This window comes from Sphaerisporangium fuscum, assembly GCF_018531465.1.
Lineage (GTDB): Bacteria > Actinomycetota > Actinomycetes > Streptosporangiales > Streptosporangiaceae > Sphaerisporangium > Sphaerisporangium fuscum.
In genome coordinates, this window is sequence record NZ_JAHDTF010000043.1 from 38,805 (window position 1) to 51,483 (window position 12,679).

Genomic DNA, 12,679 nt, shown 5'->3' on the forward strand with positions numbered 1-12,679 from the left:
GGACATGAGCAGGCAGGACCAGCGGGAGCGGGCACGCGAGGTCGTGGACCGGTTGCTGGAGCGGCTGGCCGATCCGGACGCCACCGCGGCCGCCACCGGATTCGCCGCAGAGGTGTCCGACGACGGGCGGGCGCAGTCGCTGTGGGAGGACCTGTCGCTGGCCGACGGGTACCCCGGCGTCTCCCTGGCGTTCAGCGGCACCACCCACCGAGACAAGCGGCAGGTCGTGGCCGCCCACCGCTACCTGGCCCGCGCGACGGCCGCGGGCGAGGGGGCCGCGGGCACGGTGAGCATCTACGGCGGCGTCGGCGCGCTGGCGTTCGCCACCCTGGTCGCCCACCGGCGGACCGGCGGGTACGTCGCGGCGCTCGGGCGGCTGGACGACTACGCCAGGCGACTGACGCGCGCGGCCCTGCCCTCGGTCACCGGCGCCCCGGTGGCGAGCAACGGCGAGTTCGAGGTGGTCCGCGGGATGAGCGGCCTGGGCCGCTACCTGCTCGCCCGCGCCGAGACCTGCGGCGCCGAGCTGGAGATGGTGCTGACCTACCTGGTGTCGATGTCGCGGGGCGACGTCGCCCACCGGGGCCTGCGGGTGCCGCACTGGTGGTCCATGGCACCGCCGCGGGCCGGCATGGAGGACAGGCTGCCCGACGGGCACCTCAACCTGGGGCTCTCGCACGGCGTCAGCGGGCCGCTGGCCCTGCTCTCCCTCGCCTGGCGGGACGGGCACGTGGTCGAGGGGCAGCGGGAGGCCATCGAGAGCATCGTCGGGCTGCTGCGGCGGTGGGCGGTGGAGGACGAGCACGGCCCGCACTGGCCCTCCCACGTGAGCATCGAGGAGTGGGCCGCCGGACGGGCCTCCCCGCGCACGCGGCAGCGCCCGTCGTGGTGCTACGGATCGCCCGGGGTGTCCCGTGCCGTACAGCTGGCCGCGCTGGCCCTCGGGCGGGACGACTGGCACGAGCTGGCCCACGCGTCCGTGCTGGCCGTGCTCGCCACCCCGTGGGAGGAGTGGAGCGTCCCGGACGCCGGACTGTGCCACGGCTGGAGCGGGCTGCTGCACCTGGTCGGGCTGCTCAACGGGCATCTCGGCGACGAACGGCTCGACCGGGCCCGGGACGAGCTGGCCGCGACCGTGATCACGCGCTTCCGCGAGGACCTGCCGTTCGGGTACCGCTTCGCCCAGGGCGCCGACATGTCCGGGTTCCTGGAGGGCGCCGCCGGGGTGGCGCTGGCCCTGGACGCCTACGCCTGTGACGGGCCCACGGTCGGCTGGGACGCCGCCCTGCTCGTGTCCTGACCGGCGCGCCGGGTCAGGGGGAGGCCGGCCGGGGAGCGGTCCTCGCCTCCGGCGACAGCAGTGACGGGTCCGAGCGCGCCAGCAGGGCCGGCTCGGTGCGGGGCAGGCCCCATCTCTCGCCCCCGGACGGGCCGGGCGGCGCCGGGGCGTTGTCCCAGAACGGGCCGACCAGGCCGAGCTCGCGGAAGAACGCCCGCGCCTCGTCGGGGGTGCGGCGGCGGTACTCCCGGGTGAGCCGCCCCTCGTACCAGCGGGTGGCGAGCAGCCACAAGGTGTGCATGTCGAGCAGGACGCCCCGCGGGTAGCGGGTCTCGCGCAGCCACCGTCCCACGTGCTCCTCCGAGCAGAACAGCGACTGGTGCGAGCAGGCGAACCGCACGTCGTCCCACATGCGCGCCACCGGCACCAGGAAGTGCGCGACCAGCTCGGCCGTGGTCGGCTCGTCGGGGCACACGTCGACCGCCAGCGCCCTGCCGCAGCCGGGGCAGTGGGTGGCCACCAGGCACTTCTGGCCCACCAGGGCCGGGATCGCGAAGGAGTCCCACGCGCAGCCGCCCCACCACTTCACCTTCTCGCCGGCGACGACGAATCCGAGCGGCACCGCCGACCACGGGTGCGCCATGATGACGCCCCGCCGCTCGGCGTCGAGCACGAGCAGGTTGGAGTCGTGCAGCAGCCGCAGCGCCGCCAGGGTCTCGTCCAGGCCGATGCCGAACTGGGCGGCCACCTCCTCGGGGGCGGGTGGGTCGCCGGTCTCGGCGAAGCGCCGGTAAACGAACACCCGCACGTCTGCCAGGTCGTCCATGCGTGTGGCCATACCCGCCCTGACCTGGATCGATACCGCTCCAGGTCCGCCGAGGCGGGCCGTCGTGACACGGCTGGTAGCCTCGTGGATCCGCTTCCGCCGCGGCGACGGAACGAAGGAGAAGCCTGGGAGGCACCGGTGGGCAGGCCGAGGAAGGGCTCACGGCGCATCGTCGTCGACGGCGCCGTCTTCCGCTGGCGGGTCCCGAGGAGGCCCCGCTACCGGCAGGGCGACGACCGGATGCCCCTCACCTTCACCGTGGAGCGGGCCGAGGAGCCGGGGTCCGTCCTCGTGGTGTCGCTCCCCTGCGCCCGGCCGGACAACCAGGTCGGAGAACGCACGATCGCGGTCCGCCCCCTCCTGGTCGCCGGCTGCGTCCGGCGGGCCGTCGAACAGGGCTGGGACCCCGGGAGACGCGGATCGGCCTTCCCCCTCACCGTCACCGAGGACGAACTGGCCGTGCTCCTGGGCGGCCCCCCTCAGTACCTGATCCCCTTCCTCTGGGGCATGATCCCCGAGGGCGGAGGCATCAGAGACCTCCCCCGATGCACCCAGATCCGGAGCCGGGACCAGCAGGACACCGGCCAGGGTCGGTAGGGACGGACGGAGCACCTCGTCGGCGGCTTCTCAGGCGTCGTCGGGTGACTCCGACGCCGGCTCCAGACCGAGGCGGGCCGGCAGGCTGCTCACGGCGGCCGTCAGGTCGGGCGGTGCGGGGCGACGGGTCACCATGAAGAGGGTGAGCCTCCCCGGAACCGCCACCGCCGAGATCCGCTCCTGGGGCTCGGCGTAGGAGAGGCCCAGCCCACGGGGCATGACGATCGGGCAGCGAAGCAGGCGCCCCATGCGTACGGCCGTCTCCGCCGTGGCCGCCGCCCGGGGGCGCCCGCCCAGCTCGGAGAGCCGCCGGTGCAGCGTGGCGGTGGAGGTGTCGTAGGTGTAGGCGACCACGTCGAGGCCCGCGAACGGCTTGCGCCCGGAGCCGAGCGGCACGTCCGGCGGGGTGAGGACGGCGAGCCGGTCGCGTGCCACGGGCACGCCCTTCACCGTACCGGGCAGCCGCATCTGATCGGCGATCGCGACGAAGGCCGCGTCCAGCGACCCCTCGCCGACCCACTCGACCAGCCGTTCGCCGTGGTCGGTGACCTGGTGCACCGTCACCTCGCCCAGCAGTTCCTGCAACGCCGGGAACAGCCACGGGGCGAGGCTGCCGAACGTGCCGACGGTGAGGATGGCCGCGCGCGCCGCCGCCCGGGTCCGGTCGAAGATCGCCTCCAGGTGCCGGAGGACATGTGCCGCCTCCGCGGCGAGCGCCCGCCCCGCCGGCGTCGGCCGGGCACCCGTGGTGTCCCGGTCGAAGAGCCGTTCGCCGATCCTGCGCTCCAGCGCGGCCAGCCGGTTGCTCGCGGCCGGCTGGCTGATGAGCAGTTCCCGCCCGGCCGCGCCGATCGAGCCGTGCCGGGCGAGCGCCTCGACGAGCCGCAGATCCTCGACCGTTGGTAATGAGCTCATATGCCGACATTATGAGCTGACAGGGCGATCCGCCATCTACCTGGGGATCTCACCCGATTCCAGGATTGGCTCCGTGACTGCTCGCCGTGACATCGCCGCAATGCTGACCACGACGTTCCTGACCTGGATGGGGCAGCGGACGACCGCCGTGGCGCTCCCCCTCGTCGCCCTCGCCGAGACCGGATCCCCCTGGACCACCGGATTGGTCGGCGGCGCCGTCGGGCTGCCCATGCTCACATCGGCGTGGTGGGCCCGGGGACTACGGCAACGCCTGACGACCGGCCGCGCTCTCGCCGTCGTGCTCGCCGTCCAGGTGGTGGGGCTGCTCGTCGTCCCGATCGGCGCCGCCGTCGGCACCGTCGGCCCGATCCACCTGGCCGCCACCGGCCTGATCACCGGCTGCGCCACCGCCGTGAGCGCCCCGGCCCAGCGGGCGCTGCTCGCCGACATCTGCGACCGCCTGGGCTCCGGCGTCGCCTCCCGGATGCTCGCCTGGCAGGACTTCGCCCACCGCAGCACGATGATCGTGGCGCCGCCGCTGGCCGGCTGGGCGATCACCGTCGGCGGCCCGTTCCGGTTGCTCTGGGCGGAGGCGGTGGGCGTCGGTCTCGGTGCGGCCGTGCTGCTGACGGTGAGAGGCGGCGCGGCCCCCGCCACCGGCGGCGGGATGACGGACGCGCCGGCCCTCCGGCACGTACTGGCCCGTCACCCGGAGGTACGCCGCGCCGTGACCATGTCCGGTGTCGGCGGCCTCGTCTGGTTCGCCTTCACCCTCGGGCTGGCGATCCTCGGCGCCGAGACCGGCCGGCCCGGCCTGCTCATCTCGGCCGGCATGACCGGTTACGGGGCCGGCTCCATCGTCGGGGCGCTCATGGCGCCGGCGCTGGTCCCCCGGCTGCCGTCACTGGGCACCATGGCCACCGGATGGATCATCCTCGGGGCGTCCTTCGCCGCCCTGCCCGCGGTGACCTCGTCGCTCACGCTGATCGCCTGCCTGGCCGCGGTCGGCGGCCTGGCCATGCCGCTCGGCATCGGAGCGATGAACCGGCTGATCACCGTTCGGACCGACGGCGCGGAACGGCGGGCGGCCTTCGCCGCCGAGAGCCTGGTGCACGACGGGGCGGTGTCGCTCGGCCTGCTCGCCGGCGGAGCGGTCATCGGCCTGGCCGGCGCGGGGCCGACACTGATCGTCGCCGGGGCCGCGCAGGTCGCCGTCGCGCTCCTGGCCGGGCCCTGGGTGATCCCGGTGCCCGCTCACCAGGTGCGGGACGACTCCCCCCTCCCGGCCGGACGAGCCCGATCCGCGTCCAGCACCTGACCGTGCGGTGCGCGGGGCCGGCTCGGGGAAACGGCGCCCGGGATGCGTTCGACGGTCAGGGCGGCGGGCCGGGCGAAGGCCGCCGCCGCCGGGCACCTCCCACGCGTGTACGCTGCGGCTTGCACTGGCGGAACCCTCCTGAAGGGGCGCGAACGGGGCAGGTCAGCGGCCCTCCCCGAGCCTCGGGGCGGCCTTCGGGATCGCCGGCGCGACATCGAGACAGGTGGGCACGGCAGATGCTGAAGCTGGACCGGTTGGTGAACGTCCTCGGCGGCTACGGGGCGCGGCTGTGCTGCGCCGTGCCGTCACGGGACGTGGAGCTGCGCAGCGTGGTGGTGCACGATCCGACCGACCCCCGCCCCGCGACCGGTGACGTGTTCCTTTCGGTCGGTGTGGAGTCCGCGGCCGACGCCGTACGGCTGGCGCGGTCGGCGCGTGCCGCCGCGGTGCTGGTGCGAGGGAAGCCGCCCCTCGACGAGAGCGCTCTGTCGGACGCGCGCGACAGCGGGATCGCCGTGCTGCTCGTGGAACCCGCGGTGTCCTGGAGCCAGCTCTTCGGCGTGGTGTACGGCCTGACGCTCGAAGGCCGGGAGACCGAGGCCGGGCGAGGGCCGACCGATCTGTTCGCCTTCGCGGACACGCTCGCGACCGATATCGGCTCCCCGGTGACGATCGAGGACCAGATGTCGCGGGTTCTGGCCTACTCCCGCTCGCAGCAGTCCGCCGACCCGGTACGGCTGGAGACGATCCTGGGCAGACGGGTACCGGACGCCATGCACCGCCTGCTGGAGAGCAAGGGCGTCTTCGCGCACCTGACGGCCTCCGACGAGCCGTTGTTCGTCGAGCCCGCGCCCGAGCACGGGCTGCGGGGCCGCATGGTGGTGGCCGTACGCGCCGGACGCGAGCTGCTGGGATCCATATGGGTCGAATGCGAGCGCCGGCTGTCCGACGATCAGCAGATCGTCCTGTGCGACGGAGCACGGGCCGTCGCGCTGTACCTGCTGCGTTCCCGGGTCAGCGCGGATCTGGAACGGCAGGTGGAGTCCGACCTCGTCATCCAGCTGCTGGAGGGCTCGGCCGACACCCCCCGGGTGATCAGCAGGCTCGGCCTGCCACAGGGGCGGTTCCGGGTGATCGCACTCCAGGCGCACATCGCCGAGGAGAGGCACGCGGCGGTCCTGCTCGCCTTCGAGCGCGCGACCACGGGGTTCGGCTGGTCACGGCCCGGGCGTAGCGCGCTGTTCGGCAACACCCTGTACACGGTGCTGCCCTGCGCGAGCGACGTCACGCCCGCGCGCGACTGGCTCGCCTCGATCTCGGGCGTCCTGCCGCGGCCGGTCACCGTGTTCGCCGGCATCGGCGGAGCGGCGGAGGCCGCCCAGCTGCCCGCGAGCAGGCGGGAGGCCGACGAGAGCCTCGCCCTGCGGGCCGCGCGGCCCGGCGGTGCCCCGGCGGTCGTGTACGACGAGTCGTGGGACGAGATCCTGCTGCAGCGCCTCCGGGCGGCCGCGGCGTCGGGGCGCACCCCCGCCCGCGGGCCGGTCGCCGAGCTGACCCGGTACGACGCGGAACGCGGCACCCGATACGTCCCGACCCTGCGCGCCTGGCTGGAGGCCCAGGGGGACCTGGGCACCGCCGCCGAGCGTCTCGGCGTCCACCCCAACACCGTGCGTTACCGGCTCAGGAAGATGGCCGAGATCACGAACCTGCAGCTCGACGTGCCGGAGAAGCGACTGGCGATGATCATCGCACTCGCCGTCCACCAGGACACACAACCCTGACCGCCCGCGCTTGTCGGAGCAGGACAAACCGCCCCGTCGCGCTTGTCCGACGCGGACAGCACGTTTCCCGTTCACATCGGCGATCCTCATGGCAGGCAAGAGACGCGAGCGGAGAAAAAGGGCAATGCATATCGACGGTGGGCCGCGTTCCGCGGTAGTGATCGGCGCCGGTGTCGTTGGACTGTCCACTGCGTGGTTCCTGCAGGAACGCGGCGTGGACGTCACCGTGGTCGACCGCGGCGGGGTGGCCGCGGGCGCCTCGTGGGGCAATGCGGGCTGGCTCTCGCCGGGGCTGGCGATCCCGCTGAACGAACCCGGCGTCCTGCGTTACGGTCTGAGCTCCCTGCTCAACCCGAACGCCCCGCTGCACGTGCCGGCCACTCCCGACCCGGGCCTGTGGGCCTTCCTCACCCGGTTCGCCCTGAACTGCAGCTGGAAGTCCTGGGGCCAGGCCGTACGGGCGAACATCCCGCTCAACGACGAGTGCCTCGAGGCGTTCGACGTGCTCACGTCCAACGGCGTCGAGGCGGCCACGATCGACGCGCCGATCATGGCCGCCTTCGAGACCGAACGCCAGGCGGTGGGGTTGCTGCACGAGCTCCGGCGCATCAACGAGTCGGGGCTGAAGATCGAGTACACCGCGTTCAAGGGTGACGAACTCGGCAAGCTGCTGCCGCAGATCTCCCCCCGCGTCCGGGCCGGCATCCGGCTGGAAGGGCAGCGCTACATCGACCCCGGGGAGTTCACGCACTCGCTGGGCCGCGCCGTCACCGCACGCGGCGCCGAGATCCGGTCCGGCTTCGATGTCGCCGACGTGCGCACCGGGACCGGCGGGCTCACCGTGGTGTCGAGCGCCGGCGACTCGGTCACGGCCGACGCCGTCGTCCTGGCCACCGGCGCCTGGCTGAACCGTCTCGGCAAGGCGTGGGGCGTCCGGGTGCCCGTGCGCGCCGGACGCGGCTACTCCTTCACCGTGCCCACCAAGGAACCCGTGCCCGCGCCGATCTACCTGCCGGCCGTACGCGTCGCCTGCACGCCGTACCAGGGCAAGCTCCGCGTCGCGGGGACGATGGAGTTCCGCGGCCCGGACCACCCGCTGGTGCGGCGGCGCATCGACGCGATCATCAAGTCCGCCGAGCCGCTGCTGGCCGGGGTCGACTGGGACGCGATGACCGACCTCTGGGTCGGCCCCCGGCCCGTGACCCCCGACGGCCGGCCTCTCATCGGAGCCACCAACGTCCCTGGCGTCTTCGTCGCGGGCGGGCACGGCATGTGGGGGATCACCCAGGGGCCGATCACCGGGCGCATGCTCGCGGAGCAGATCACCACAGGAAAGCAGCCCGCCGCCCTGCGGGCCTTCGACCCCACCCGCTGACATCAGCTCGGCCGGCGACGGCGTCGTGCCCCTCGGTTACAGGCGCTTGGCCAGGAAGGACAGCACCGCGTCGGCCATCTCGTCGGGTACTTCCTCGGCGAGGTCGTGACCGGCGTCGAAGACGTGACCGGTGACGTCGTGGGCCATGAGCCGCATCTGCGCCTCGTTCCGCTCGCCGATGAACGCCGAGCCGCCGAGCGCCAGCACCGGGATGTCCAGCTTCTTCTGCGCCGCCTGCCGGTTCTGTTCGGCGTCCACGAGCATCGCCCGATAGATCGACAGCATCGCGCGGATGCCTCCGGGCATCGAGTAGCAGCGCACGTATTCGTCGACCGCGTCGGTGGTCGCGGTGTCAGGGTGGCTGCGCTCGTTCTTGATCATGTAGGTGATCAGTTCGCGTTCATGGCCGGCGATCAGCAGCTCGGGGACGTCCGGCTGGAAGTAGAAGCCCAGATGCCACAGGTGCAGGCCGCTGGAGACGTTCTCGGGGGTGAGAGCGGTGTGGTCCTCGAAGCCGAATCCGGGGAAGAGCGCCTCGGCGAAGACCAAGGCGTTGACGTGATCACGGTGCCGGGCGGCGAGCTGGTAGCCGATCACCGCTCCCCAGTCCTCTCCGATCACTACGTAGGACTTGTGCCCGAGGTGAGCCATCAGGGCGGCGATGTCGTCGCTCATCGTCGCCGAGTCGTATCCGTCAGCGGGCCGGGCTGAGTCGCCGAGGCCACGCAGGTCCGGTACGACCACGGTGTAGTGCGGCGTCAGCTTCGGGAGGAGGTGCCGCCAGTGGTAGCCGGTCTTGGGCACGCCGTGCAGCAGTACGACTGCCGGGCCGGACCCGCCCGTCCGGTAGTGCAGACTCGTTCCGTTGACCGTGGCACGGCCCGTGCGGACCGGGTCTCCGTGGTGGTCGAACATCATTTGCCTTACCAACTTCCTGTGTTCCTCGGTGCGGCGGCGGCGGAGGCCGGTGCCCGCCTCAGCCGTCTGCCACCGCATCTTCGGCGGTCTGTTCTAGCGGTCGGTGATGTCGTGGTCCGGCAGGTCGATGACGAGGCGGCTCGGCCCGTTGCCGCCCGCCGTCACCGGTTCGGCGCGATGGCCGGCGGGGCGCAGGACGACGTTCTCCGGGTAGAGCCGGCCGAGCAGTGCCAGCACGACGGTGTCGTCCTGACCGGTGGCGTCCAGGGTGACGTCGCCGCCCTCCGTCCACACCAGCCCGGGTGCGCGCAGTGCGGCCCACACGTCCGCGGTCCGGGTGTCGCCGGCGGTCGCGTTGCCTGTGGTGGGGCGGTGGCGGTGGCGGTGGGCGAAGCGGTGGCCGCGCAGGGCCTGGCCGAGGTCGACGCAGGCGGTGGTGCCCTCGTGGGCCACGGCGATGTGGGCGGTCCGGGTGCCGTCGGCGACCGGCCCGATGACGATACGGAAGGGGAGCGGCCCTTCTACCGGGGCGGCGGGCGGCAGATCCTCGATGAGCGTGCGAGGCGCGGCGTAGTAGTCGTCCAACTCGGCGACGTAGGTGGCGGTCTCGCCGACGGCGGGGTCGGGGCGCCAGGTCAGCAGGTGCTGGGGCGCGGTGAGCGGCGGTGCGTCGATGACGGCGGGCAGGGCGGTGCCGCCGTCCGCGTCGAAGCCGTAGCCGTCGGGGCCGGAAGTGCCGGTGACGACGTGGCGGGCGAAGTCGACGATGCTGGTGTGCCGGATCTGGCGGACCAGGAGTTCGGTGAGGAATCGGTCGCGGGCCGCCTCGGTGTGCCGCAGGCCGCTGGGAGTGACCAGGAGCGGGACGTCCTGCCAGTTCGTGAAGGGCAGCAGGGCATCCCGCAGCAGGACCATCTGGTGCAGCCACTCGTTGTAGAGCTGCATCGTGACGGGCCCGCCGCGGCGGCCCCGGAGCAGGTCGGCCGCGGGCGGGGTGAGCAGGTGACCGTAGCAGTGGCTGCGGACGACGAGCGGGCCCGCGGGGAAGGGGATCGGCTCGGTCAGCAGCCGGTCCAGCGCCGTGGTCGCCCATGAGGCGATCACCCGCCCTATGGCCTCGGCCTGCGCGCCCACTTCGCGGGCGGCCGTGGCGCTGTCAGGGCCGACGGCCAGCGGAAGGGAGGTCTCCCGTGTGCCCAGGCCGAGCGTCGCGCGGATCTGGGCCTGAAGCACCTCACCGTCCGCGCTCGTCAGGGCGTTGTCATCAATGATGCCCTGCAGCAGCGGCAGGGCACCGGTGAAGAACTCGCGGGCGGTCATGGTGCTCGCCTCGGGGAAGGTGTTCCATCGGCTGCCGCCAAGGACCGGGGCGGTTTCGGTGTGCGAGGGTGGCATGGTTCCTCCGATGTCGTGGACGAGGCCGCAAGCGGCCTCACCGGCGTCGGTGTCGACGGCGGCGACTTATCTGGATCGCCCGATACAGATTCCGGGCGTGAAAAATCAGCCGAGCGTGCTCAGGGCTACCTCCACGAGGGGTTCGAGGGCACGGGCGTCCGGGGTGATCTTCGAGGAGACGAGGAGCCCGTTGAGGAAGGTGACAAGGAAGGCGGCGAGGGTGTGCGGGTCGTGCCGCGCCGAGATCTCGCCGCGCTCCACCGCCGCGCGCAGCAGGTCGGTGAGCGCGTCCTGGTTGGCGCCCAGCACGTCACGCAGGGTGCGCCGGGTCGGCTGGTCCTCCGGCAGGCGCTCGGTGGCGGCATTGACCAACAGGCAGCCCCGGCCGCCGTGTTCGACGGCGATCCGGATCCGTTCGACCAGCAGCGCGCGGATCGCCGAGCGGGCGTCCGTCCCCTCTTCAAGGCTGCGCAGGGCGGCCGCGGCGAAGGTGGCACGATAGTGCTCCAGCGCGGCCCGGTACAGGCCGTCCTTGTCGCCGAACGCGGCATACAGGGAACCCTGCCCGATCCCGAGGTGCCGGGTCAGGTCCCGCACCGAGGTCGCCTCGTAGCCACGCGCCCAGAACAGCTCCATCGCGCGACGCACCGCCGCCTCGGTGTCGAATTCCCGGGTCCTTGCCATGCGCTCACCCTAGCGTATCTGGATCGCCCGTTCAAGAAAGCGGGTGGCGGGCGCGACCGGCACGGCTCTGCTCTCGTATGGCTACGGCGAACGAGCACGTGGCGCTGTGTGATGCTCGGGATCGAGCCCGCCGCGAGGGCCGGCGGTGCTGTCGCGCCCGTAGGGCCGTCGACGAGCGGCTGTCCGGCATCATGTCGTCCCAGGGCGCGCACGAACCGATCGCCGCTGCGGAGTGCGGGTTCTGGTCGTCGCCGCACGGCGAAACCCCGTCCCGCTTCACCGCTGGACGGGGTTTCCGCACATCAACGCCTACTTCAGCAGCTGCCTCGCCATGACCATGCGCTGGATCTGGTTGGTGCCCTCGTAGATCTGGGTGATCTTGGCGTCGCGCATCATGCGCTCCACCGGGTAGTCACGGGTGTAGCCGTACCCGCCCAGCAACTGCACCGCGTCGGTGGTGATCTCCATGGCCGCGTCCGAGGCCGCGCACTTGGCCGCGCTGGAGAAGAACGTCAGGTCGGCCACCTTCTCCCCCCGCATCGCCTGCTCGGACTTGGCCGCCGCCGCGTAGGTCAGCTGCCGGGCCGCCTCCAGCTTCATCGCCATATCGGCGATCATGAACTGCAGGCCCTGGAACTCGGCCACCGGCTTGCCGAACTGCCGGCGCTCCTTGACGTACCCGATCGCGTAGTCCAGCGCCCCCTGCGCGATCCCCAGCGCCTGCGCGGCGATCGTGATGCGGGTGTGGTCCAGCGTCGCCAGCGCGGTCTTGAACCCCGTCCCCGGCTCACCGATCATCCGGTCCGCCGGGATCCGCACGTCCTCCAGGATCACCTGACGGGTGGGCGAGCCCTTGATGCCCAGCTTCTTCTCCTTGGCCCCGAAACTCACCCCCGCATCCCCCTTCTCGACCACGAACGCCGAGATCCCCCGCGCGCCCGCCTGCGGATCGGTCACCGCCATGACCGTGTAGAACTCGGAGATGCCCGCGTTGGTGATCCACATCTTGGTGCCGTTGAGCACATAGTGCTCACCGTCGCGCACCGCCCGCGTCTTCATCGCCGCCGCGTCCGACCCCGCCTCGGGCTCGGACAACGCGTAGGAGAACATCGCCTCGCCCCGCGCCACCGGCTCCAGGTAGCGCCGCTTGAGCTCCTGCGACCCCGACAGCAGCAGCGGCACCGTCCCCAGCTTGTTCACCGCCGGGATCAGCGAGGACGAGGCGCACGCCCGCGCGACCTCCTCGATCACGATCACCGTCGCCAGGGCGTCCGCCCCCGCCCCGCCGTACGCCTCCGGGATGTGCACGGCGTGCAGATCCGCCGCGACCAGGTCCTTGTAGACCTCCCAGGGGAACTCCTCGTTCTCGTCGGCCGCCGCCGCACGCGGCGCGATCTTCTCGTCGGCGAGGGCGCGGACCGTCTCACGGAGCATGGGGTACTCCTCGGCCGCGGCGTGCAGGTGGCCATCCAGGCTCATGTGTCTCACCCAATCCCGGGAATCGTGCACTTCGTGCCGTATCGTAAGTCACTGAGTGACGTAAGGAAAGAGCGAGTGTTACGGTGGACCGCCCACCGACGCTCGAAGGGGT

General features: G+C 72.4%; 11 protein-coding genes. 5 read left to right on the forward strand and 6 right to left on the reverse strand.

The window, feature by feature from the left end; genetic code table 11:
• Window positions 1-4: 4 nt before the first annotated feature.
• Window positions 5-1,300 carry a lanthionine synthetase C family protein gene (locus KIK05_RS40880; RefSeq protein ID WP_214416274.1) on the forward strand — a complete coding sequence of 432 codons (1,296 nt, stop codon included), beginning with the start codon at window positions 5-7 and terminating at the stop codon, window positions 1,298-1,300.
• Between the two features lie 13 nt (window positions 1,301-1,313).
• Here the strand turns inward: KIK05_RS40880 and merB are convergent, their stop codons facing one another.
• Entirely contained in the window at window positions 1,314-2,105 is a 792-nt protein-coding gene (gene merB / locus KIK05_RS40885) for an organomercurial lyase (RefSeq protein ID WP_214416275.1), read from the reverse strand.
• 138 nt (window positions 2,106-2,243) lie between these two features.
• On the opposite strand from merB, the gene KIK05_RS40890 reads away from it, so the two are divergent.
• On the forward strand, window positions 2,244-2,702 hold the full coding sequence (locus KIK05_RS40890; protein ID WP_214416276.1) for a hypothetical protein: 459 nt from the start codon (window positions 2,244-2,246) through the stop codon (window positions 2,700-2,702).
• A 30-nt stretch (window positions 2,703-2,732) separates the two neighbouring features.
• On the opposite strand, the gene KIK05_RS40895 is transcribed toward KIK05_RS40890, so the two are convergent.
• Complete coding sequence (locus KIK05_RS40895; protein ID WP_214416277.1) at window positions 2,733-3,617, reverse strand: LysR family transcriptional regulator; 885 nt, start codon at window positions 3,615-3,617, stop codon at window positions 2,733-2,735.
• A 73-nt stretch (window positions 3,618-3,690) separates the two neighbouring features.
• On the opposite strand from KIK05_RS40895, the gene KIK05_RS40900 reads away from it, so the two are divergent.
• The 3 genes from KIK05_RS40900 (at window position 3,691) to KIK05_RS40910 (ending at window position 8,091) form a co-directional block, all read left to right on the forward strand.
• Window positions 3,691-4,935, forward strand: coding sequence for an MFS transporter (locus tag KIK05_RS40900; protein ID WP_214416278.1), 1,245 nt, complete (start codon window positions 3,691-3,693; stop codon window positions 4,933-4,935).
• Between the two features lie 236 nt (window positions 4,936-5,171).
• The gene (locus KIK05_RS40905) at window positions 5,172-6,716 is read left to right on the forward strand and encodes a PucR family transcriptional regulator (protein ID WP_214416279.1); all 1,545 of its coding nucleotides are present in this window, start codon (window positions 5,172-5,174) and stop codon (window positions 6,714-6,716) included.
• A gap of 124 nt (window positions 6,717-6,840) precedes the next feature.
• Window positions 6,841-8,091, forward strand: a complete 1,251-nt coding sequence (locus tag KIK05_RS40910; protein ID WP_214416280.1) for an NAD(P)/FAD-dependent oxidoreductase — start codon at window positions 6,841-6,843, stop codon at window positions 8,089-8,091.
• 36 nt (window positions 8,092-8,127) lie between these two features.
• On the opposite strand, the gene KIK05_RS40915 is transcribed toward KIK05_RS40910, so the two are convergent.
• From KIK05_RS40915 to KIK05_RS40930, 4 genes are all read right to left on the reverse strand, one after another.
• Window positions 8,128-9,009, reverse strand: coding sequence for an alpha/beta fold hydrolase (locus KIK05_RS40915; protein WP_214416281.1), 882 nt, complete (start codon window positions 9,007-9,009; stop codon window positions 8,128-8,130).
• A gap of 93 nt (window positions 9,010-9,102) precedes the next feature.
• Window positions 9,103-10,404 (reverse strand): hypothetical protein, encoded by a 1,302-nt coding sequence (locus tag KIK05_RS40920; protein WP_214416282.1) that lies wholly within the window; start codon window positions 10,402-10,404, stop codon window positions 9,103-9,105.
• 105 nt (window positions 10,405-10,509) lie between these two features.
• Complete coding sequence (locus KIK05_RS40925) at window positions 10,510-11,088, reverse strand: TetR/AcrR family transcriptional regulator (RefSeq protein WP_214416283.1); 579 nt, start codon at window positions 11,086-11,088, stop codon at window positions 10,510-10,512.
• Window positions 11,089-11,397: 309 nt separating this feature from the next.
• Window positions 11,398-12,567 (reverse strand): acyl-CoA dehydrogenase family protein, encoded by a 1,170-nt coding sequence (locus tag KIK05_RS40930; RefSeq protein WP_214416284.1) that lies wholly within the window; start codon window positions 12,565-12,567, stop codon window positions 11,398-11,400.
• Between the last annotated feature and the right edge of the window lie 112 nt (window positions 12,568-12,679).

Excerpts from the sequence above, each read along its gene's own strand:
- KIK05_RS40905 (WP_214416279.1), top strand. The coding sequence starts at position 5,172 with ATGCTGAAGCTGGACCGGTTGGTGAACGTCCTCGGCGGCTACGGGGCG.
- KIK05_RS40920 (WP_214416282.1), bottom strand. The coding sequence starts at position 10,404 with ATGCCACCCTCGCACACCGAAACCGCCCCGGTCCTTGGCGGCAGCCGA.
- KIK05_RS40925 (WP_214416283.1), bottom strand. The coding sequence starts at position 11,088 with ATGGCAAGGACCCGGGAATTCGACACCGAGGCGGCGGTGCGTCGCGCG.
- KIK05_RS40915 (WP_214416281.1), bottom strand. The coding sequence starts at position 9,009 with ATGATGTTCGACCACCACGGAGACCCGGTCCGCACGGGCCGTGCCACG.
- KIK05_RS40880 (WP_214416274.1), top strand. The coding sequence starts at position 5 with ATGAGCAGGCAGGACCAGCGGGAGCGGGCACGCGAGGTCGTGGACCGG.
- KIK05_RS40895 (WP_214416277.1), bottom strand. The coding sequence starts at position 3,617 with ATGAGCTCATTACCAACGGTCGAGGATCTGCGGCTCGTCGAGGCGCTC.
- KIK05_RS40930 (WP_214416284.1), bottom strand. The coding sequence starts at position 12,567 with ATGAGCCTGGATGGCCACCTGCACGCCGCGGCCGAGGAGTACCCCATG.
- KIK05_RS40910 (WP_214416280.1), top strand. The coding sequence starts at position 6,841 with ATGCATATCGACGGTGGGCCGCGTTCCGCGGTAGTGATCGGCGCCGGT.
- merB (WP_214416275.1), bottom strand. The coding sequence starts at position 2,105 with ATGGACGACCTGGCAGACGTGCGGGTGTTCGTTTACCGGCGCTTCGCC.